The sequence below is a fragment of the Arcicella sp. LKC2W genome (assembly GCF_034931005.1).
In the GTDB taxonomy this organism is placed as follows: Bacteria; Bacteroidota; Bacteroidia; order Cytophagales; family Spirosomataceae; genus Arcicella.
In genome coordinates this window covers 121,304-142,976 of record NZ_JAYGIN010000005.1, presented here as the reverse complement: position 1 = coordinate 142,976, position 21,673 = coordinate 121,304, and the positions used below count along the sequence as shown (strand labels likewise).

Annotated in this window: 16 protein-coding genes and 1 tRNA gene; 6 read left to right on the top strand and 11 right to left on the bottom strand. The window is 34.9% G+C overall.

The window, feature by feature from the left end; translation table 11 throughout:
* Positions 1 to 154 precede the first annotated feature (154 nt).
* The gene (locus tag VB796_RS05775) at positions 155 to 793 is read left to right on the top strand and encodes a deoxynucleoside kinase (RefSeq protein ID WP_323345567.1); all 639 of its coding nucleotides are present in this window, start codon (positions 155 to 157) and stop codon (positions 791 to 793) included.
* Between the two features lie 46 nt (positions 794 to 839).
* On the opposite strand, the gene VB796_RS05770 is transcribed toward VB796_RS05775, so the two are convergent.
* Positions 840 to 923, bottom strand: a tRNA-Leu gene (locus tag VB796_RS05770).
* A 128-nt stretch (positions 924 to 1,051) separates the two neighbouring features.
* Between VB796_RS05770 and VB796_RS05765 the strand changes: the two genes are divergently transcribed.
* Complete coding sequence (locus VB796_RS05765) at positions 1,052 to 1,453, top strand: DUF3127 domain-containing protein (RefSeq protein ID WP_323345566.1); 402 nt, start codon at positions 1,052 to 1,054, stop codon at positions 1,451 to 1,453.
* Positions 1,454 to 1,520: 67 nt separating this feature from the next.
* Here the strand turns inward: VB796_RS05765 and VB796_RS05760 are convergent, their stop codons facing one another.
* The 4 genes from VB796_RS05760 to VB796_RS05745 all read right to left on the bottom strand — a co-directional run bounded on the left by VB796_RS05760 (position 1,521) and on the right by VB796_RS05745 (position 6,002).
* Positions 1,521 to 2,840, bottom strand: a complete 1,320-nt coding sequence (locus tag VB796_RS05760) for an AarF/ABC1/UbiB kinase family protein (protein WP_323345565.1) — start codon at positions 2,838 to 2,840, stop codon at positions 1,521 to 1,523.
* A 93-nt stretch (positions 2,841 to 2,933) separates the two neighbouring features.
* Positions 2,934 to 3,566, bottom strand: coding sequence for a TetR family transcriptional regulator C-terminal domain-containing protein (locus VB796_RS05755; protein WP_323345564.1), 633 nt, complete (start codon positions 3,564 to 3,566; stop codon positions 2,934 to 2,936).
* Positions 3,567 to 3,702: 136 nt separating this feature from the next.
* Positions 3,703 to 4,986, bottom strand: a complete 1,284-nt coding sequence (locus VB796_RS05750) for a M43 family zinc metalloprotease (protein WP_323345563.1) — start codon at positions 4,984 to 4,986, stop codon at positions 3,703 to 3,705.
* A gap of 44 nt (positions 4,987 to 5,030) precedes the next feature.
* A complete protein-coding gene (locus VB796_RS05745) occupies positions 5,031 to 6,002 on the bottom strand; it encodes a PhoH family protein (RefSeq protein WP_323345562.1) in 972 nt (323 codons plus the stop codon).
* 288 nt (positions 6,003 to 6,290) lie between these two features.
* Here VB796_RS05745 and dnaB point away from each other — a divergent pair, with 288 nt between their 5' ends.
* Positions 6,291 to 7,907 carry a replicative DNA helicase gene (gene dnaB / locus VB796_RS05740; RefSeq protein ID WP_323345561.1) on the top strand — a complete coding sequence of 539 codons (1,617 nt, stop codon included), beginning with the start codon at positions 6,291 to 6,293 and terminating at the stop codon, positions 7,905 to 7,907.
* Between the two features lie 87 nt (positions 7,908 to 7,994).
* On the opposite strand, the gene VB796_RS05735 is transcribed toward dnaB, so the two are convergent.
* From VB796_RS05735 to VB796_RS05720, 4 genes are read right to left on the bottom strand one after another with little or no spacing between them, the layout of a single operon-like run.
* The gene (locus tag VB796_RS05735; protein ID WP_323345560.1) at positions 7,995 to 8,960 is read right to left on the bottom strand and encodes a hypothetical protein; all 966 of its coding nucleotides are present in this window, start codon (positions 8,958 to 8,960) and stop codon (positions 7,995 to 7,997) included.
* A 37-nt stretch (positions 8,961 to 8,997) separates the two neighbouring features.
* Positions 8,998 to 10,062: an SPOR domain-containing protein gene (locus VB796_RS05730; protein ID WP_323345559.1), complete on the bottom strand. Its 1,065-nt coding sequence runs from the start codon at positions 10,060 to 10,062 to the stop codon at positions 8,998 to 9,000.
* A gap of 41 nt (positions 10,063 to 10,103) precedes the next feature.
* On the bottom strand, positions 10,104 to 11,780 hold the full coding sequence (locus tag VB796_RS05725; RefSeq protein WP_323345558.1) for a hypothetical protein: 1,677 nt from the start codon (positions 11,778 to 11,780) through the stop codon (positions 10,104 to 10,106).
* Between the two features lie 27 nt (positions 11,781 to 11,807).
* Entirely contained in the window at positions 11,808 to 14,828 is a 3,021-nt protein-coding gene (locus VB796_RS05720; RefSeq protein WP_323345557.1) for a tetratricopeptide repeat protein, read from the bottom strand.
* A 228-nt stretch (positions 14,829 to 15,056) separates the two neighbouring features.
* Between VB796_RS05720 and VB796_RS05715 the strand changes: the two genes are divergently transcribed.
* Positions 15,057 to 16,853 (top strand): M61 family metallopeptidase, encoded by a 1,797-nt coding sequence (locus VB796_RS05715; RefSeq protein WP_323345556.1) that lies wholly within the window; start codon positions 15,057 to 15,059, stop codon positions 16,851 to 16,853.
* 271 nt (positions 16,854 to 17,124) lie between these two features.
* Here VB796_RS05715 and VB796_RS05710 read toward each other — a convergent pair whose 3' ends face one another.
* Positions 17,125 to 17,850, bottom strand: a complete 726-nt coding sequence (locus tag VB796_RS05710) for a DUF4197 domain-containing protein (RefSeq protein WP_323345555.1) — start codon at positions 17,848 to 17,850, stop codon at positions 17,125 to 17,127.
* A 237-nt stretch (positions 17,851 to 18,087) separates the two neighbouring features.
* Here VB796_RS05710 and VB796_RS05705 point away from each other — a divergent pair, with 237 nt between their 5' ends.
* Both VB796_RS05705 and VB796_RS05700 read left to right on the top strand, forming a co-directional pair.
* A complete protein-coding gene (locus VB796_RS05705; protein ID WP_323345554.1) occupies positions 18,088 to 19,326 on the top strand; it encodes a competence/damage-inducible protein A in 1,239 nt (412 codons plus the stop codon).
* Complete coding sequence (locus tag VB796_RS05700) at positions 19,317 to 20,603, top strand: dihydrolipoamide acetyltransferase family protein (protein ID WP_323345553.1); 1,287 nt, start codon at positions 19,317 to 19,319, stop codon at positions 20,601 to 20,603. The genes VB796_RS05705 and VB796_RS05700 overlap by 10 nt, the downstream gene beginning before the upstream one ends.
* 236 nt (positions 20,604 to 20,839) lie before the next feature.
* Here VB796_RS05700 and VB796_RS05695 read toward each other — a convergent pair whose 3' ends face one another.
* Positions 20,840 to 21,604 carry an acyl-CoA desaturase gene (locus tag VB796_RS05695; RefSeq protein ID WP_323345552.1) on the bottom strand — a complete coding sequence of 255 codons (765 nt, stop codon included), beginning with the start codon at positions 21,602 to 21,604 and terminating at the stop codon, positions 20,840 to 20,842.
* Between the last annotated feature and the right edge of the window lie 69 nt (positions 21,605 to 21,673).

Sequence of the window (21,673 nt, the reverse complement as noted above, 5' to 3'; positions counted from 1 at the left end):
GCAATGATTCATATAAAACAATCTGAATGTTCTTCTTAGATAATTGCCTGAAAATCACTCTATTCAAAAATTAATTATTTGCTTTGCAATTTCTTAGCTAATTTTTAATGAAATTTGTAAAATAAAAACCCTAATTATCATCACAAAATAAATCATGCATATTGCAATTACGGGAAATATCGGAGCAGGCAAAACAACTTTAGCTGCCAAATTAGCGGAACATTTTGGCTGGGAGGTTTTATACGAAGCGGTTGAGGGAAACCCATATCTACCTCCTTTTTATGAAGATATGCCTCGATGGGCTTTTCATTTGCAAATGTATTTTTTGAAAAGTCGTTACGAACAGGTTTTGCAAATACAAAAGTCGAATCGAAGAATTATTCAAGACAGAACGATTTATGAAGACGCATATATTTTTGCAATGAATCTTTATAAATCTGGAATTATGTCTGCCAATGACTATACGACATATAGAGGAATTTTTGATTTAATGATGAAGTCGGTGAAAGCACCCGATTTGACAATATATTTGAAAGCAAGTTTGCCAAAATTGGTTTCACAAATCAAGAAAAGAGGTAGAGATTTTGAAGCTAATATTTCAGAAAAATACTTGGAAGATTTGAATGAACATTATTCAGAATTTACCGAAAATTATAAGGAAGGGAAAATATTAGTCGTAGAAGTAGATAATCTTGATTTTGTCAATAATCCAAAAGATTTGGCTTACATCATCAATAAAGTGGATAAGGCTCTTTTATATGAAAAGCCTCCGCAATTGAATTTTACGGAATAAATGTAAATCAAAAAAGTCCCTTCAAAATTAATTGAAAGGACTTCCGTGACGACGGGGAGACTCGAACTCCCATAGGATTGCTCCCACTACCACCTCAAAGTAGCGTGTCTACCAATTCCACCACGTCGCCATTTGATAACACAAAATTATATAAAATTTAGTTATTTGCAAAGGATTTAACTAAGCGGAAACGTTATTAAATCTTTTAATGTTTTAAGAGTCTGATAATCAATATAATTATATAAAATAAAAATAAAAATGGCTTTAGAATTCGAAGGAAATTTGATTAAAGTATTACCCGAAGTTACGGGTCAAGGCAAAAATGGGGTTTGGGTTAAGCAGGATTTCGTATTGGAAACAGAAGAACAATATCCTAAAAAAGCTTGTTTTACGGCTTGGGGAGATAAAGCATCAGACTTGAAAACGTATTCATTAGGAGAAAAATTAAGAATTTCTTTTAGTGTAGAATCTCGTGAATATAATGAGCGTTGGTACACCGATTTGAAGGCTTATAGAATTGAATCAGCCAGTAGTGCATCAGCATCTCCTGCCGCTTCTTCTGCACCTTCACAAGGTTTCAGTGCTGCAGCACCAAGAACGGCTCCTCCTGTGGCAGATTTGCCATCGTTTAGCTCTGATGACCAAGATTTACCGTTTTAATCATAGGTTTAGGGATTAGTAAACACGAACGTCGGCAAGATTTTGAATCTTGCCGACGTTCGTGTATTTATGCTCCAACTGCACAAAGCCATTCTGGACGAGTTGTGACAACTTTTGCTCTTAATTCGTTTAAAATTGAATACAATCCAAAATAAGTACGATTGATGTATAAGCCATGTTGTGACCCTCTGGCAACCTTCGAGTTTTTGAGTTCATCTAAACTCTGTAATTTCTCTGCGTATTGATAGACACTTTCAAAATAATTATCATCTGCAAAATCAAATTCCTCAGTCGCAAAGGGTTTACCTAACAAATAAATCATTTCTTTGAACAATTTTGTAAAAAACGCTGCTTCTTTCTCCGTATCCACCACTGTTATAAAATCTAAGGTTTTGAAAATTTCAACCGTTCTTTCATGGTCTTGCAAAGTATCGAAATTGATTAATGCAAAATAATTATCATAGAAAAACTCTGGAATAACTTTTATGCAACCAAAATCAATCACTCCCAATGTTCCATCTTGACGCATCAAAAAATTACCAGGATGTGGGTCAGCGTGAACTTGTCTGAGTGTATGAATTTGAAAATCATAAAAATCCCACAGTAACTGACCAATACTATTTCTGACTTCTTGAGATGGATTTGTATTTAGAAATTCGTTCAAATGGAGTCCTTGTAACCAATCCATTGTTAAGATTTTATCACAAGATAAATCTGGATAATATTTAGGGAAAAATAATCCTTTAATATGAGAACAAGCTTCAGAAATTTCAACGGAACGTTTCAATTCAAGATTATAGTCCGTTTCTTCAATTAGTTTTTCGGCAACTTCGCCCATGTATCTGTCCACATCTTTGTCATTTAAACCAAACATGGCAATAGCAATTGGGCGAATCATTTTTAAATCACTACCAATACTTTCAGAAACGCCAGGATATTGAACCTTTACGGCATATTCAATGCCATCTTTCGTGGCTTTATGAACTTGCCCGATTGAGGCTGCATTGGCGGCATTCATCCCAAAAGTATCAAACATTTCTTGTGGAGATTTGCCAAAGTGTTTTTTAAAAGTCTTGACTACCAATGGCCCAGAAAGTGGAGGAGCAGAATATTGCGACATCGCAAATTTTTCACGATAGGCTCTTGGCAACATTCCTTTATCCATACTCAACATTTGCGTAACCTTCAAGGCAGAGCCTTTCATTTCACTCAATGATGAATAAATATCGGAGGCATTGTCTTGGTGCAACTCTTCTTTGGTGGTTTCTGAATCAATTATTTTTTTAACATTATATTTCAAATAATTGCCACCGATTTTAACCCCTGTTTTAACAAATTGGGTAGCTCTGGCTACTTTTGAAGTAGGTATCGAGTTTTGTTCTTTCATAATTTTATTTGAAAGCAGGTGTTAGGTTTTGGGTATTAGGTGTTAGTATTTAGAAAACATTAACAGTTAATATCAAATACCTACAACCTTAATTTAACGATTTTGATACATGAATTTGGCAAAATCAAGCACTGAATCCAGTGCTGATGAGCTAATTAAATCAAATGAAGTATTAACAGACTTTTCAATCATGGCATCAGTTTGTTCAAAATCTTTTGATTTATCTTTTACCCAAAAATCTAAAACCATCAAAAATTGAAGCCAAAACGCATCAGGGTAACGTTCATCAATAAATTTACGAGGTTGAACTTCCTTGCTTTCTTTGCCTTCCATCACCAAGTCACGGGCATATTCTTTGAAGGCAACTTTTAAATCCGTCAAGAATACTGGCGTTTTCAAACGTCTTTTATCAATCAATCTCCAAACCTGAGAAGTATAACTTCTATTCTCCTTTAAAACTTCAATCCAAGTATAATAAAATGCCAATAATTTTTCACGAACACTGTATGTTCCATAAACTGAATCACGCTCAATCTTTGTGATAGTTTCTTTAAAAAAACCAAGCCAAATATCACTTTCTAAAAGCTCGAATGAATTATAATGATCATAAAATTCACTTTCCTTCATTTTCAATTTTTTAGTAAATGAAAATACTGAAGGCGGTGCAGTTCCGTTCTCTAAAAAGAACTCAATATAGGCTTGTTTAATCTTTTCTACTTTTTCCATGCTTTTATAAGTATTGGTTGTAATAGGATAACACATTGCTGAAAAACTTTGTTTCTGAAATATTGTATTATTATCAATTTAAACAACTTCATAAAAAAAACTGCTCCTTTTTGAAAGAAGCAGTTTTGAATAACTGTTATTTTAGCACTACAATTTTCTGCGAAGCAATCTCTGAATCAGCTAAAACTTTTACGATATACTCGCCACTCTTTAAATAGTCGGTTCGGAGTGAAAAGAAATTACTTTTTTGGTTAGTAAAACTTTCTTGATAAATCAATGTCCCTAAAAAATTATAGACGAGAATATCAACATTTTTTTGACCTGTAAATTGCGTTTTGATAAATGCTGTATTTTTAGATGGATTTGGCTCAACACTAATGGTGAGTGTATTTGTTTCTGGTATTGTTTCTAAACTTGTCAATAATCTTTTCCGTTTCAAACTTAAATCTAAGGCTAATCTCGAACGAGTTTTTTGGTCATTTGTAAAAATATTCATACAACGGTCAGGCGAGTAATCCATATAATTTTCAATCATATTGGCTCGTTGAACTCCACTACAATTTGAACTCACTGGCACACAAGTAGTATTCAAATTCAGGGACTCAATCTGCGGTGTATCATCACAAAAATCATTACCACAGGCTTCATCAGCAGTGGTGTGCAATAACCCTAACCAATGACCAACTTCATGGGTAGTAGTTCGTCCTAAATTGTAGGTTTGGCTCAATGTGCCACAACAAGTTCCAAAATTGCGAAAGTCGATAATTACGCCATCAAATATATTTTGTCCAGCAATATCGCTGGCGGTAGCTTCTAAACCTTCTAATTGACTATCATAAGGAAAAGCTGAATAACCAATGGTTCGTCCGTTGCTTCTGACTACCCAAATATTGAGGTAGCGCTCAAAATCCCAATGAATTAAATTGGCAATACTCTGATTTTCAGTAAATAAATCAAAACTTTGCTGTGTGTTGTAAGTTCGAGTAATTCCCGTTGAAGGATTTCCATTGGGGTCTGTTGTTGCTAACACAAACTCAATTTCCATATCAGCACCAACAGCATTGACATTATAGCCATTTGTACCTACTTTTTTCCGATAATCATCATTCAAAACCTGAATCTGAGAATTAACTTGCAGGTCCGAAATATTGACATTATTCGCTCCACCAATCACTCCCGCTGAATTATTGTGAATAATATGAACAACCACTGGAATTTTATAAACTTTAGCCTGAATTCTTAAATTTGAGTTCAACTCGTTTTTTTGTCGTTCACGAAGTTGGAACTCAAATTCGGCTTTTTGACGCAACCAAGCGGGATTCTTAGCTTTATTTTTTTCGTTTAACCCAAATCCACAACGTTCTTGAGCAAAACTTAAGGTTGAGAAAAATAACAAAATCAGGATAAATAGTTTTTTCATAGTTTCAAAGTACGTCGAAACGACAATATGTATAAATCAATTAATCAATGAGCGGCTTTTTCAGCTTCAGATTTTTCATAAGCCATAATTATATCACGCACTAAACGGTGACGAACTACATCTTTTCCATCCAATTCTACAAAAGCAATTCCTTTAATACCGTCTAAAATACGATTTGCCTCTGCTAAGCCCGATTTTACCTTAGTTGGCAAGTCAATTTGTGTTTTATCACCCGTAATAATTACTTTGGATTGAATTCCCATACGAGTCAAAAACATTTTCATTTGCATTGGAGTGGTATTTTGGGCTTCATCCAATAAAATAAACGCATTGTTTAAAGTTCTACCTCTCATATATGCCAATGGAGCAATTTCAATAACTCGATTTTCGATAAAATATTTCAATTTTTCAGGTTGAATCATATCATCCAAAGCATCATAAATTGGACGTAAATATGGGTCAATTTTTTCCTTCAAATCACCTGGTAAAAAACCCAAATTCTCCCCTGCCTCTACGGCTGGACGAGTAATAATAATTTTCTTAACCTCCTTATTTTTCAATGCTTTCACTGCAATTGCTACCGCAGTATAAGTTTTACCTGTACCCGCAGGACCAATGGCAAAAAGAATATCATTTTTTGCAGCCGCTTCAACCATTTTTTGCTGATTTGGCGTTTTTACCTTAATGACGACACCTTTTGTACCATATAGCAAAACATCGTCTTCTTCTTTTAAATGTACCTGAGGTTCTTCTTCTGGGTGTTTTTCAAGCGTTAAATAAGAACGAACTTGCTCAGTCGTGATTTTACCATACTTCTGAAAATGTTGCACCAACGAATCAAGAATTTCATTGATTCTTACAATTTCTGGTAGCGAACCTCTAATGGTGATTTCATTACCTCTTGAAATAATTTTACTCTGTGGAAATGCGGCAGCAACTTCTTTAATATTGCTGTTTTCTACGCCAAGAAAGCCAACTAACTCAACGTCTTCTAAGGTTATTATTTTTTCTGTCAAAATTTGGTCTTTTAATAGCTGGAACAATTGTACTCAGCAGTCAGCAATTGATTTATATTTAAAACGAATAAAACCATTTTGTTATATCTAACATCATTATTTATTCACTTATAAATCTACTAAAAAAAGAGTTCTATTGTTTTAGAAATACAAGATAAAAATATTCGATATTGCTTTTCATTTGAAATTCAGTCAATTAGCTTATCAACAAAATTTTTCCAATCGGAAATCTGAATTTATTTTTGTAAAATTGTATAAAAAACTGCTTCTGGGTGTGAGCTAAATTCAATGGAACAAGTAAATCAAAATAATAATAACTTCAAAAAAAATGGTACGTTTGCAGGTGGACGCATCACTGCACAAAATCGTTGGCTTGATACAGGTTTGGGGAAAATTCCACCGCAAGCAACCGATTTGGAAGAGGCGGTATTGGGTGCATTGATGTTGGAACGTGATGCCTTAACTGATGTAATTGACATTCTGAAAGTGGAGTCTTTTTATAAAGAAGCTCACCAAAGGATTTACGGTGCTATTACACAACTTTTTGCTAATTCTGAACCGATTGACCTTTTAACCGTTAAGAATCAATTAGTTACCACTGGCGAACTTGAAATGGCTGGCGGTATTCAATATTTAGCAGAGTTAACCCAAAGAGTAAATTCGGCCGCCAATATTGAATTTCACGCACGTATTGTTGTTGAACATTCTTTAAAGCGACAACTCATCCATGTTTCGGCTGAAATACAAAAAATGGCTTATGAAGACACTACTGATGTTTTCATGCTTTTAGATAAAATTGAACAAGAATTATTTAGAATTTCTGAAGCGAATATTCGTAAAAATTATGCCGACATGGGGCAAATTATGCGTGCTGCTTTAGTAGAATTAGAGTCTAAGAAAAATCAAAAGGAAGGTCTTACGGGTGTTCCTACTGGTTTTACGGCTTTGGATAGAGTAACTTCTGGCTTCCAAAAAACAGAATTAATTATCATTGCGGCACGTCCAGGTATGGGTAAAACAGCGATGATTTTGTCTGCGTGTAGAAATGCAGCAGTTGACCACGGACAAGCGGTTGCCTTCTTTTCGCTTGAAATGTCCTCTGTTCAATTGGTAAATCGTTTGATTTCTGCTGAAGCTGAATTAGAGTCTGAAAAATTAAGAAAAGGAAATTTACTTCCTCATGAATGGGCACAACTTCACGCCAAAATTGGTAAATTAACCAATGCTCCCATTTTTATTGATGATACTCCTGCCCTATCCATTTTAGAATTAAGAGCAAAAGCAAGACGTTTGAAGGCACAACACGATGTACAGATGATTGTGATTGACTACCTTCAATTGATGTCTGGTGATTCGGGAGGAAAAGGTACAGGAAACCGTGAACAAGAGATTGCAAACATTTCACGTTCATTAAAGCAATTAGCGAAAGAATTAGACGTGCCAGTAATTGCCCTGTCTCAGTTGAGTAGAGCCGTTGAAACTCGTGGTGGCGATAAGAAGCCTCAGCTTTCCGATTTACGTGAATCAGGGTCAATTGAGCAAGATGCCGATATGGTAATGTTTATTTATCGTCCTGAATATTATGGAATTACGCAAGATGAAGCGGGAAATTCAGTAACAGGTATGGGAGAACTTATTATTGCTAAAAACCGTGCGGGTTCTTTGGATACTGTTCAATTGAGATTTATTGGTAAATACACCAAATACTGTGATTTGGACTCCACTGATTATAGTGGTGGCGGTTACGGCGGTGATGCTTTACAATCTTTTGCTCAAGTTGAAGACACTGCAAGCACTTTTGAAAGTGGTGCAAAAACAATGGGAAGTAGAATTAACAATTTACCACCTCCTCCACAACAGAATCCATTTGGAAGCACAGCACCAAATCAAGATGTACCTTTTTAGTAAAAAATTGTTAGATAAGTCACTATAAATATTATTCAAAATTGTACATAAAACAAAAAGGCAAATCTTTCGATTTGCCTTTTTGTTTTATCTCGGATTCAATCTAAAACTAACTGTTCCTGATGAAATCTCTGGTTTATCTCCACCTGAAGTAGGTTTAAACTTCGTTCTTTGAACGGCTCTTTTATATTGTTGTGCTACCGCAGGGCTAACTGTACTTTCAATTTGCTGAACATCAACTACATCACCATCGGCATCTACTTTTATTCTAAATCTAATGATTCCTGTTTCGTCAGAATCATCGTTTACGGCGGGTTTACTTGTCCAAGTCCAACCTGTCATAGTTAAAGCTGGCCCACCACCAGTTTTACCTCCAGTACCTCCCCCTCCTGTACCAACTGGCACGTTTTTATAAGTTCCTCCTTCAACAACATTTCCATTTGGCTGACCTTGATTTCCTTTTCCTCCACCTTCACCATCTGCTGCACCGCCAGGATTAGGATTTGACCCTGTTGTTCCATTTGAATTTGACTTTCCTTTTTTGGTAGGAAATAATCCATCAGAATTTACTTTTGGCTCAGGGGCTGGTTTAGCTACTGGCGGAGCTTCAACGGGTTTTGCCGATGGCTTTGGAGTAACTTTGGCAGGTGGGGTTTCTTTTACCACCACTGGGCTTTTCACTTTACTTGTTACAACAGGAGTTTCCTTAACTGGTTTTGGCTTAACAGGTTTTGCTTTTACCACCTCAGGAACAACGACGGTTTTATTAACAACTTTTTTAATTTCTTTGGTTTCAGCAGCTTTTGAGTCAACTTCATTTTTGAGTGGACTTGCATGATTTTTTGTAAAAACGTTTCCACTACCTTTTTTATCAGTTCCAAAATTTACTACAAAACCACCACCACCTAATAATTCCTCTTTCTTGTTTTCAGTGGCCGTCCAAATGGTAATATACCAAAACAGGAACAACATAACTGCATTGAAAGTGAAAGTAGTGAAAAAAGCAATTTGTCTGTTTTTACTTTCTTCGGCTTCTAAATTATGATGATTCATAGAAATAAGGATTATCAAAAGGCTTGAAATACAGAGATTACTTTTTGTAAATCCAAGTTGATTGACTTGTTTTATTATTAACTTTCAACGCTTCTGCATCTGCTTCATATTCATTTGTAAAACCACCTGCTGAAACTTTTATTAATTTTTCACTACGTTTTGGAAAAATCAGCATTGCATCGTCAAAACCTTTATTTTTCAAAGTATTGACAAGTTTTTGAGCATTTTTCTTACTACCAAAACTTCCTGTAATGACAAAAAAACGTTTTTCCGATTCAATTATTGCTTTCTTAGTTTCGATAGCGGTAGTAGATTCGGTTGATGCTTCAAATGGCTTTGCCTTTATCGTCTCATCAATTATAGGCGTAGCCATTACTACTTTTTCAGTTATCGGTTTATCAACCGATTTTACAATACCTTGCGACTGAAAAGGATTCAATGAACTCAAATTTGCTTTAGGATTATCATACAAATAAAGAGCTGAAACTAAAACTGCTGTTCCTAATAATCCGTAAATAGCAGGCAAAACTCGACTGAAAGTGCTTCTTCTTTTGACAATCGCCACATCATCTTCCATAACTTCAGCCATCGGTTCTCTATCCTTTGCGGCAAAAACTTGCTGAATTGTAGTGTTTGAAGCCACAGGAGGAGTATGAACCACTTGCAATTCCTGACTTGATGATTCTGTTTTTTTCAGAAATACACATTCCATTCCAAAACTTTCACTAAAAAAATTATTGGATACTTTGGGCTGAAACTGTATTTTATTCTCTTCATTTTGACTGAAAGTACCTAAGCCATCAATCGTATGATTTTTATCAAAACTGATACTTGCTTTCGTTTCTTCAACGAAAGTCTTTATTTTTTGAATAGCTTGTTCACGGGAAATACCCTCTTCTGAAGCAATATAATTTGACAACAAACCATCATCATTTTTCAATAACGAATTAAAAGCAAGCCATTTTTGAGGAGGAGTGAAAAAACGATTTGTTGGGTCAACTTTAGCACAATCAAAGTTGGTTACAAACCCACCAAAGTCTGGAATCACTACACAATCTTGCTCAAAAAGAAGTTCCTTGATATGGTTCTGTACGGTTGTCATAATTTTAAGTATTTAATAAATAACCTTTATTTAACACGAATTTAGAAAGAATATGACAAACCACCAAGAAAATTTACACCCTGTGTTGGATAGTACAAATAGCGTTGATAGTTTTTATTGAACACATTGTTTGCTGAAATAAAAACATCGAAATGTTCTGTTATCAGGTACGTAAACTTGAAATTCAGGTCAATAATAGGGTCTAACTTAATTTCTTTATTGGTTAAGAAGTTATTACCTTTCAAGCCTGTCAAGAAGTAAAAATCTGAACTTACTAATAGTTTCTGCTTGATAGTGAAGGTGTTATTCCAAGTGGCAGTAAAACTTGGACGGTGCCAAGCGTTTTTCAAATTACCTAAACCGCTAAAAATATTGACATCAAATTTCAAATTTGAACGGAACATTTCTGGGATTTGATAGCTGGCTTGTGCGGTAAAATTTGTCACTTTTACAGTCGTCGAATCATCCGAATACAACGCTTCAAATCTGGTACTATCTGCACGAGAATTATTAAAAACATAAAAATCTTTGTAATTCGCATAGCTTAATTTCGCTTCTATATCCAAGCCATTCTGTAATGAAGCTTTTCCTCCGATATAAAAATCATTGGTCTTTCGGGTGTTTCTTAATTCTGTAAAACGATTCAACCATTGATTTTCGAGTAAGAAAGAGGTAAGGTTATTTGCATATACATCTCCTTCGTAACCAGCAAAAACTTTGATGCCTTGCATTGGTTGAACATCAAGTTTTACAATTGGATAAACGTAACTGCTATTAAAGGTATTTTTCTCACGGTCGTTAATTACATTTAAACCCGCAGTGATTGTAAACTTATCGGTTTTGTATTGAAAGGTTGGTTTTAATTTATACAAATTACGGTAAAGTGTCAGCGAATCCTTGCGTTGAGCCAAAACTAATGTTCCATCCACGATAGCTGATAATTGTTCGGTTACAGGGAAAACGGCATTTCCAGAACCTTTCCAAACTAATTCATTGGCTTTTAAATGTGTAAATAAATAAGACAAATTTGATTTGAATTCGTAATCAACTTTAGAATCTTTGTTTGAATTACTAATGATACCATTGAAATTAAATTTATTCCAAGAGTTAAAAATTAAAGATTCAGGGAAATCGTAATTTTTGGGGGTAAAACCATAAAAATCAAAACCTCTTCGCTCCCATCCCAAAGCACCTTCTAATTTTACCGCATCAAACGAAGTACGACTATGGACTTTAACGATGTTCTGAGAAATTCCCGAATAATTCGCCCCAACAGGCCCAAGCCTAAAGTTGTTGTGTTTGAGGTAGATTCCATGATAATTATCGTCACCGATCGGAATCCCAGCATGAGCTTCCAAAAACGTATGTCCGTAATTACCCATTCCAGCCCGAATTATATTGCTATGTTTAGCGGCTTTTGTATCTTCTTTTGAGCCTTCGTCTGGCATATTCACAGTCGGACTAAACTCTGGTGTTTGTACAGGTAATTTTCGCTCGATAAACTCATAACGGATTGGTTTCCGAGAATTGTCGTCAGCACTAATTGGTACTTTATCAAAAATTCTATTGGCTTGTGGTAACACCACTTTTGTATCTTTATAAATTTCAATATCATCAGTCTTGACTTCGCCTTGTTGTTTTTGAGCAAAAGTCTGTGAAACTGTACAAAAAGCACCTATTATTGAAAGGGCAAATATTTTATAAGAAGGATTCTGCATATTCTGTTTATTTTTCAAATAAGGATACTATTTTTTTTCAATTGATTTTAACTTGATTTTTGCATCTGCCACGATATTTTTATCGGGGTGATTTTCAATAATTGAATTCAGCGTTGCACGAGCCTGCACCATATTATCAAGTCCAATAAAATCATCCGCTAATAATAAAAATGCTCTTCCCACAATTTTATCATCGGCATCGGCAAATTCATTTCTAAATTTTGCCATAATAATATCAGATGACTCTTTGTATTTTTTCTGATTGTACAAAATCTGTGTAATTAAAAACTGAGCCTCCGCACCGAAATCATCTTTTGAAATAGCAATTGTTTGATTAAATGCCTCAATTGCCTTTAGATAGTCATTTTTTGCCATGTAAATCTTACCTGTGTAAAGACTTGCTTTACTTTTTGCTCCCAATACTACATCACCAGAATTTGCGACTTCTCTTGCAAAATAAAGAGTTGAATCTGTTTTGGTTGTTTGATAATATGACTCCATTAATCCAATCAAAGCTGTTTGTTGGTCTTTTTTATCAGAAGCACTGGTTAATAGATTTCTGTAATTCCCGATAGCTCCTCTAAAATTATTACTCGCAAACTCAATTTCAGCAGCTTTCAAAATCGCTCTATTTACCGACTTATACTTTCTATCACGAATAACTTGATAATAAAAAGAAAGAGCTTGAGGTTTGTCTCCCAATTTAAAATATGACTCCGCAACCAAATATTTCGCTTCATAAGCTTCAATACTATTTGGATATTTTCTGATATAATTATTTAAGGCAGGAATTGCTTTGTCGAATTTATCACTGTAAAATAATCCTTTGGCAGATTCATATTCAAGACCAACCGTTTGTACATTCGGATTAACTTGTTGATAATCATTTAAAATTTGAGTAAATTCTTCTGGACGACCCACTTCATTTAATTCTTCTTGAATACCCGCCAACGCATCTTTACTTTGAGGTTCGGTTGGATAATTTTTCAAAATGGCTCTATAATCAGCAATTGCACCTTCGTGATTGGCAGTATTTTGAAACGCTCCTGCTCTTTTTAATAAGGCAGCGGGAATTAATGCACTTTGCGGTTTGTCATTAATCAATTTTGTAAAACCAGTAATGGCAGGAATGTATCGTCCAGCGGTGAACTCAATATTTGCATCCTGATAAATGGCATTATCAACATATAAGGATTGTGGGTAATCTTTCTGTACTTTTTGGAAGGCACTTTTCGCTCCTGCTTCATTACCTTTCAAAACCATTACTAAGCCTTTTTGAAAAGTAGCGTAATCTTTGTCAGATTTATTAGCGGAAATAGCTTGGTCGTAATATTTTAGGGCTTGGTCATAATTTTTAGCGGCAAAATATGTATCACCCAAACGGATAACCGCATCTTGATATGCTTGAGAATCTCCCGATGATTTCATTCTATCGGCATACTCACGAAATAATTGATTGGCTTTGGTGTAATCTTTCGTGTTGTAATAAGCATACGCTAAAGAGTAACGGCTTCTGCTTTGCAAATCAAACAAATTTGGCGTTGTATTATCAACCGACGAGATAATGGATTGATAAATCGGCATGGCTTCACTGTATTTTTTGTCAGCCGATAATGCTTCTGCTTTCCAAAAATTTGCCGCATATTTTGTCTCAGGATTAACTGGTGTTGTCAAAGATTTATCAAAATATGGAAGTGCATCAATGTATCTTTCATCATTATACATTTTCACGGCTTGGTTAAAGGCAATTCTTTGATAAGCAGTATTTGTTCTTGTAGAACGCCGTTTTAATCCTTCAATGTATGCCAATGCCGCTTGATAATTGTTAGAAGAAAGATACGCTTCGCTGACTAATTCGTTCGCTTCATCTTCGTATTTAGAATCTGGATATTTTGACAAGAAACCTTCAAAAGCTTTTATCGCTTCATTACCACGATTAAGGTCTAACAATACTTTGGCATGATTAAAATCAGAATCTTCAGTGACTGATTTGTTATAATTGCTTTTACGTGCTTGGTCAAATGCTCCTAAAGCATAGTTGGGATTATTGGCTTTTAGGTAACAAACTCCTAAAATAAATGCAGCATATTGTCCCAATGTATCTTTGACGGCAGCAACATTTTTCAATTGTTCAGTAGCAGGAGAAAACTGGTCTGTTTTATACAGACTGTATCCGTAGCGGTAAGCAACCGCAGGAAGCATTCCTTGAGATTTGTAATTTTTATAAATGGTATAATAAGTTGATGCTTTTTCGTAATTAGCTTGTTGAAAATATACCTCTGCTGTTAGAAGGGCTACATCTTCCAATTTACGTCCTGAGTTTTTCTCACGTAAAAGAGGTTCGGTATAGGCTAACATTTCGGCAAATTTCCCTTGTCGGTAATAACTATGAGCCAACCAACCTGGAATTTCACTTCGATAGGTTGCTGATTGCTCTGCTTTTTTAAAATCTGGAATGGCTATTTCATATTTCCCAGCCCTAAAATTTATTATACCCGAATAATAAGCTGAAGAAACCCCAAAATCGGAGTTACTGACTTTGATTTCATCAAAAATGGTAAGTGCTTCTGAATATTCTTGTAGAGAGAAATGAGATATAGCCAAACGGTATTGAGCTTCTTCATCCGATTTTGGACTCTTCTTTAAATAATCAACCGCACGAGCGTAATCACCCTGTTCGAAGAAATAATTTCCTATCTCTTTGAATAAATTTCCTGCAACTGGATGTTCGGGATAATTTCTAACAAAACGATTTGCCAATAATTCAGTTTCAGAATATTGCAAGTACAAACTGCACATTACCACATAATATTCAGCCCAAACTTTGTTGCCGTCCTCTTTTTCGAGAATTGCTTTATCTGCATTCAAAAACAGATTAAATTCTGCACGGGCGGCTTCGTAATTCTTAGATTCAAAATGCTCTTGACCATTTCTGAAATGGATAGAAACTTCCGTATAATTTAGGGTGCTTTGGGCTACAAGCGTAGTGTTGAAAACAATAGCCAGAAAAAAGAAGCAAATTGATACTAACGACGAGATTTTGTTCATTAGGATTGAGATTTTTAGGGTATTTTTCTTGAGTAATATGATTATGGGCGGTTGCTCAATTAGAAAAATATTTGTTAAACAAGTAAGGTAATATTAGTTTTGCTTTGGCAGTTGGCTTGTGGCTTTCTGCAATCGGCATTTTATTTTTTTAAATTTTCGATTGTTAGCTTCTGGCGTATAATCATTTGCCGAAACCCATCATAAAACGTTCATTACAAACATTAAATTATGAAAAAAATATCATTTTTCGTTATCTACCTGATTTTTAGCCACTTCGCTTGGGGTCAAAATTCTTCTAACCAACCCAAAATAGAATATTTTCTATCAATGGAGCAACCTCAAACACATTATTTTGATGTTGTAATCAAATTATCCAATTTTGATGCCAAAACAAAGCAACAAGGTTTTCTGGATTTGAAAATGGCTGTTTGGACTCCTGGCTCTTATCTTGTCAGAGAATATGCCAAAAATGTTGAGAGTGTTCGTGTAACAAGCGGTTCTTCAAATCTTAAGTCTGACAAAATTAATAAAAATACTTGGCGTGTACGACTTTTAGCGACTTCAAATGAGGCAACGGTGAAATATAAAGTATATGCCAACGAATTATCGGTTAGAACATCTTTTATTGACGATTCGCACGGTTATTTGAACCCAGCCAGTGTATTTATGTACGTAAATGATTGGAGACAAGTTCCTTCAACGATAAATATTCAACCTTATAAAAGCTGGAATACCATTTCAACAGGATTAAAATCGCTCGGAAATAACACATTTGAAGCCGAAAACTTGGATATTTTAATTGATTCTCCAATTGAAATCGGGACGCAAAAATCACTCTCATTTGATTTAAAAGGCATTCCTCATAAAATAGCCATGTATGGTGAAGTCAAATTTGATGAAACAAAAGTAGCGAATGACTTCAAGAAAGTTTGCGAATCTGCCCTGAGTGTAGTTGGAGAACATCCATGCCAAGATTATACTTTTTTGATTCATAACATTGGTCTTGGTGGAGGTGGTTTAGAACATCTTAATTCTACAACTTGCCAGACTTCTCGAATGACTTATTCAAATGACCGAATGTATCAAAACTTCATGAGTCTAATTGCTCATGAATATTTTCACCTTTGGAACGTGAAACGTATTCGTCCAAATGCACTTGGACCATTTGATTATGAGAATGAAAATTATACACATTTACTTTGGTTTTCAGAAGGTTGTACAAGTTTCTATCAAAATTATATTCTTCGTAGAGCTAATATGATGACTCCTGAAGAATATTTATCAGCGTATTCCAACGAAATAAATACGATTGAAAATCAACCTGGCAATAAAGTACAATCGGTAACAGAATCAAGTTGGGATGCTTGGATAAAATATTATCGTCCGAACGAAAATTCTAAAAATAGCACTATTTCTTACTACGACAAAGGAGCAGTTTTGGGTGGTGTTTTAAACCTTGCCATTTTACAAGCCACAAAGGGTTCAAAAAACTTAGATGAAGTAATGAGAACTTTATATCAAGAATATTACAAAAAACAAGGACGTGGTTTTAGTGATGACGAATTCCAAAGAACAGTAGAAAAAGTGGCGGGAGTATCTATGAGTGATTTCTTTCAAAAATATATTTCTGGAACAGAAACCATTCCTTACAATACTTATCTTGCAACTGTCGGCATGAAATTAGTCGATAAAAATGCAGAAAATACAACACCATATTTAGGTGCGGAAAGCAGAGGAGGTTTAAAAATCACCAGCGTTTTAAGGGATTCGCCAGCCTATAATGACGGATTGAATGTAGGTGACGAAATTCTACAAATTGATGGCGTAAAACCAGAAGATTTACCAAAATTAATTAGTAGTAAAAAAGTGGGTGATGTAATCGAGGTAAAAGTCAGAAGAGACGGTTTAGACAAAAAATATAATGTTACTTTACAACGAAACCCGACAAAAAACTTCTCAATCGAGCCAATAGAAAATCCGACAAAAGAGCAGAAGGATTTATATAAAAAATGGTTGTATTTATAAAAACAAAAAGAGGTTCAAAGATTTATGCTTGAACCTCTTTTTGTTTTAATGGACTTCCCGAAAGTTTTAGAAGCTGTTTAGGTTAATTTTTTGAACGTGAAAATGATAAGTTTTTGAACGTGAAAATCATTCATAAAATTTAAGCATAACAGCGTTACGTTTCAATCTTATGAATGATTTGTAGCCTAAAAATTACTTTTTTAACTCGAATAAATTAACCTAAACAGCTTCTTAAACCCCTAACGGCTTTATTTCGGGAAGTTTAAATAACTTATTGACCTCCAAAAACTCTTTTCAAAATATCAGACACTCTCGCCGCAGGATTTTCTCTAATTTTTTGTTCTTCCTGAGCTACTAATAAAAATAACCCATCAACAGCCTTTTGAGTAGCATATTGCTGTAAATCTGGATTGACTTTTTGGGTAAATGGTATTTTATTGTAAGTATTCGCAATGTCACCGTACAGTTTTGTTGCACCAGTCGTACTAATAGCCTCTTGCATTACGGGAGCAAACGCATTTGTGAGAGCTTGCGAGGAAGTTCTTTTTAAATAATTGGTTGCTGCATCTTTATCACCTTTCAAAATTCCTAAAGCATCTTGAATAGTCATTTTCGTGATGGCATCGACAAAAATTGGCACTGCTTTTTCTGCTGCTTTTTCTGCCCCTCTATTCAGTGCAGTAATAAATTTATCACATTCTCCACCAAGACCGATATCACGTAATTTTTGTTCAACTTTTTGAGCTTCAGGTGGGAACAACAATTTAATAGTTTGGTTACCCAAATATCCATTTAATGCGGAAGCTTGAGATGAGCTATTTTTTATACCAACTGTTAACGCTTCTTTTAAACCACGACCAATTTCTTCGGTTGTCAAAGCCCCAGACGTTGTGCCACTCAGTACATCATTCGCTTGTTTTAAAATATTTCCAAAATTTTGTGATTGACAACTACTAACGGTTGTCATAAAGGCTGCTGCTAAGATTAATTTTCTCATTTATAGTGATTGTTAAACGTTATTTTAGTTGAGACGCAATAATTTAAAAAATGTCATTTGCCAATAAACGCTAAAACGCTTCAAATTGTGTAATTTTGAGCGAAAATAGTGAATTTGTCTCATGAATGAAGTATCTGAGACTAAGTATTCTCAAAATTTGGTTGATAAAAGTAACACAGACTTTAGTCTGTAATAAATTTAAGATACAGGTTGAAACCTGTGTTACCTTTCAAAAAAATGATAAAAGCAGAAATTATTACCATTGGAGATGAGATTCTTTATGGGCAAATTACGGATACAAATACCCAATGGATTAGTGCGGAATTAGACAAAATTGGTATCAGAACCGTTCGTAAATCATCCGTAGGAGATACGGAAGAAGCTATTTTAGAAATTTTTGAAGAATCTTCAAAACGGGCAAATTTAGTAATTGTTACTGGTGGATTGGGACCTACCAAAGACGATATTACCAAGAAAACCTTTTGCAAATATTTTCACTCTGAATTGGAAGTTCATGAAGAAGCACTGGCAGATTTAACGGAATTTTTCAGAAAAAGAGGTCGTGAAGTTACTGGTTTAAACTTGGGACAAGCAGAATTACCCACCAATGCAACCTTCATTAAAAACACAATGGGAACTGCCGCAGGAATGTGGTTTGAAGATAATGGAGTCGTTTATATTTCGATGCCAGGCGTACCTTTTGAAATGAAAGGAATGATGACATTGACCCTTTTGCCCAAATTGCAAGAACACTTCAAAACGCCCGTAATTTTCCATAAAGTAATTAGAACAATCGGTATTGGTGAATCATTTTTGGCAGAAATCATTGAATCTTGGGAAGATGCACTACCCGAAAACATAAAATTGGCGTATTTACCTTCTATGGGAAGTGTAAAATTACGATTAACTGGTTTTGGTGATGATTTGAAAACTTTAGAAAATGACATTGAAGACCAATTCACAAAAGTATTACCCACCATTCAAGAATTTGTTTATGGTTTTGGAAATGATGAAATTGAGGAAGTTTTAGGCAGACTTTTATCATCCAAAAAACAAACCGTCGCCCTTGCAGAAAGTTGTACAGGCGGATATTTGGCACATCAATTCACCAAAGTATCTGGCAGTTCTGCCTATTTTATGGGTGGAATTATTGCCTACGATAATTCCATAAAAATGAATCAATTAGGTGTAAAAGCTGAAACTTTAGATACGTATGGTGCTGTTTCGGAAGAAACCGTTATCGAAATGTCTCAAAATGTCAGAAAATTATTAGGCACTACTTATGGTTTAGCAACAAGTGGGATTGCTGGGCCAAATGGAGGCACCCCCGAAAAACCAGTCGGAACGGTTTGGATTGCTATTGCCACTGAAACAGAAACCATTACTCGTAAATTAACATTAGGTGGATTTCGAGAACAAAATATCCACATGACAACCATCAACATCCTGAATTTATTAAGAAAATTATGTCTTTAATCGAAATCATCATGCCCAAAATGGGCGAAAGTATTATGGAAGCCACTGTATTAAAGTGGTTGAAAAATGTTGGCGAAAAAATTGAAGCCGACGAATATCTATTGGAAGTAGCCACTGATAAAATTGATACAGAAGTGCCTTCGTCGCACACAGGTATCATAAAAGAAATTCTTGTACCAGAAGGTGAAGTTGCAGAAATAGGTAAGCCCATTTGTATTATTGAAACAGAAGGGACCACTTCTCAAGATTTGGCACAACCTGCTCAAATTTCCACGAAATTGGAGCAAGAAATTGAGGAGATAAAATCACTCACAGGCATCAATATTGAACCGATTCCTGTCGCTGAAACGTCAAATGGAGGTGCAAGATTTTACTCACCTTTAGTCTTGAGTATTTGCAAAGAAGAAAACATTTCGACAGCTGAATTAACATCTATCCAAGGTACTGGTGCTGATGGACGAGTAACAAAACACGATATTTTTGCGTATTTAGAAAATCGTACTGCTCCCAAATCAGTGGCATTACCAGTTGTAGAGGTGAAAACTCAACCAGTTTTTGTATCTGGAAATGATGAAATTATTCAGATGGACAGAATGCGTAGAATGATTGCCGACCGTATGGTTGAATCTAAACGTATTGCTCCGCACGTAACCTCATTTGTGGAAACTGACATGACAAATGTTGCCATTTGGAGAAATGGCATTAAAGATTCATTTAAGAAAGAATACGGCGAAAATATTACTTACACGCCTATTTTGGTTGAAGCTATTGTAAAAGCAATTAAAGATTTTCCACAGATAAATGCTTCTGTGGATGGTGATAGAATTATTGTGAAGAAAAGTATTAATATTGGAATGGCGGTTGCTTTACCAAGTGGTAATTTAATTGTACCTGTTATCCATAATGCGGATTCTTATAATTTAGTTGGATTGACCAAAAAGATTAATGACCTTTCTAAAAGAGCCAGAGAAAACAAGTTGAAACCTGAAGATTTACAAGGCGGTACCTATTCATTCTCGAACATAGGTACTTTTGGAAACATCATGGGAACGCCAATTATTATGCAACCGCAAGTAGCAATTATGGCGTTTGGAGCAATCCAAAAGAAACCTGCGGTTATTGAAACGCCTCAAGGAGATTTATTAGGAATTCGTCAAAAAATGTTTATTTCTCATTCTTACGACCATCGTGTAGTTGACGGTTCATTGGGCGGACAATTTGTAAAACGTGTTTCTGATTATTTAGAAGCCTTTGAAATTGACAGAAAACTTTTGTAAAAAAGCTCTGAAAATAAAAATCCCGAAAGGTTATCTTTCGGGATTTTTTATGATAAAACTATTTGGTTTTCATTACCAGTTTTCTAATTCTACTTTGGCACTCTAAATAAATGGGACAAATTTGACTTTGGAGAACTTCCCGAAAGTTCAAAATTTTCGGGAAGTTGAACGGTAAATGCCTAAATTTTTATCTTTTTTTAAAGTGCCAAAGTAGAACTAATCACCAATAACAAATCTTAAAACTCTGCATCGGCAGGTTTACTCAAATTTGGCTTAATAATTCTCATCCAAGTAAGCATTTTAATTACTGGATAAGTTGGGTCAAATTCATACCATTTTGAAGCAAAATTCATGCTGTTTGGTAATTTATGGTGATTATTTTGGAATAATTCTCCCATCATCAAAAAGTCAAAAACTAACGAATTTCTCGATTTATCATTATTATCGTGATTTTGGTATCCGTATTTATGTCCCGACCAATTTACGATTGCACCGTGAACAGGCCCCATCAAAAAATGAATTGGCAACAAAAAGAAAAATGCCCAGTGCATATCAAAATAAATAAAGGCAACTACATACATTGCCACATAAGCAACTCCCCAACCGATTCGTGAAATCCAGTGGTCACCTAATTTTTCAATCGTTGCCGAAAACGGATAATTATGGTCAAAACGCTCCTCAATTTTTGTCTTACTGTTGATTAAGGCATTATAGATATCCTTCGTTTTCCACATCATCGTAAATACATTACTCGAAAAATGAGGAGAATGTGGGTCTTTTTCGGTATCACTAAAAGCATGGTGCATACGGTGCAAAATAGCATAAGCACGTGGACTTAAATAAGATGAACCTTGCGAAATGTAAGTAAGGAGATAAAAGAATTTTTCCCAAAATTTATTCATGGTAAACATCTTGTGAGCCGAGTAACGATGTAAAAAGAAGGTTTGGCTAAATAAAGACAAATACCAATGAATAATGAATGCGGGCAATACTAATTGCATGAGATAGATTGTTTTTTTAATGTTCTACAAAATTACACTTTGTCTTATGAAAAGGTTTATGAATATGAT

Excerpts from the sequence above, each read along its gene's own strand:
- VB796_RS05775 (WP_323345567.1), top strand. The coding sequence starts at position 155 with ATGCATATTGCAATTACGGGAAATATCGGAGCAGGCAAAACAACTTTA.
- VB796_RS05765 (WP_323345566.1), top strand. The coding sequence starts at position 1,052 with ATGGCTTTAGAATTCGAAGGAAATTTGATTAAAGTATTACCCGAAGTT.
- VB796_RS05760 (WP_323345565.1), bottom strand. The coding sequence starts at position 2,840 with ATGAAAGAACAAAACTCGATACCTACTTCAAAAGTAGCCAGAGCTACC.
- VB796_RS05755 (WP_323345564.1), bottom strand. The coding sequence starts at position 3,566 with ATGGAAAAAGTAGAAAAGATTAAACAAGCCTATATTGAGTTCTTTTTA.
- VB796_RS05750 (WP_323345563.1), bottom strand. The coding sequence starts at position 4,986 with ATGAAAAAACTATTTATCCTGATTTTGTTATTTTTCTCAACCTTAAGT.
- dnaB (WP_323345561.1), top strand. The coding sequence starts at position 6,291 with ATGGAACAAGTAAATCAAAATAATAATAACTTCAAAAAAAATGGTACG.
- VB796_RS05735 (WP_323345560.1), bottom strand. The coding sequence starts at position 8,960 with ATGAATCATCATAATTTAGAAGCCGAAGAAAGTAAAAACAGACAAATT.
- VB796_RS05730 (WP_323345559.1), bottom strand. The coding sequence starts at position 10,062 with ATGACAACCGTACAGAACCATATCAAGGAACTTCTTTTTGAGCAAGAT.
- VB796_RS05725 (WP_323345558.1), bottom strand. The coding sequence starts at position 11,780 with ATGCAGAATCCTTCTTATAAAATATTTGCCCTTTCAATAATAGGTGCT.
- VB796_RS05720 (WP_323345557.1), bottom strand. The coding sequence starts at position 14,828 with ATGAACAAAATCTCGTCGTTAGTATCAATTTGCTTCTTTTTTCTGGCT.
- VB796_RS05715 (WP_323345556.1), top strand. The coding sequence starts at position 15,057 with ATGAAAAAAATATCATTTTTCGTTATCTACCTGATTTTTAGCCACTTC.
- VB796_RS05710 (WP_323345555.1), bottom strand. The coding sequence starts at position 17,850 with ATGAGAAAATTAATCTTAGCAGCAGCCTTTATGACAACCGTTAGTAGT.
- VB796_RS05705 (WP_323345554.1), top strand. The coding sequence starts at position 18,088 with ATGATAAAAGCAGAAATTATTACCATTGGAGATGAGATTCTTTATGGG.
- VB796_RS05700 (WP_323345553.1), top strand. The coding sequence starts at position 19,317 with ATGTCTTTAATCGAAATCATCATGCCCAAAATGGGCGAAAGTATTATG.
- VB796_RS05695 (WP_323345552.1), bottom strand. The coding sequence starts at position 21,604 with ATGCAATTAGTATTGCCCGCATTCATTATTCATTGGTATTTGTCTTTA.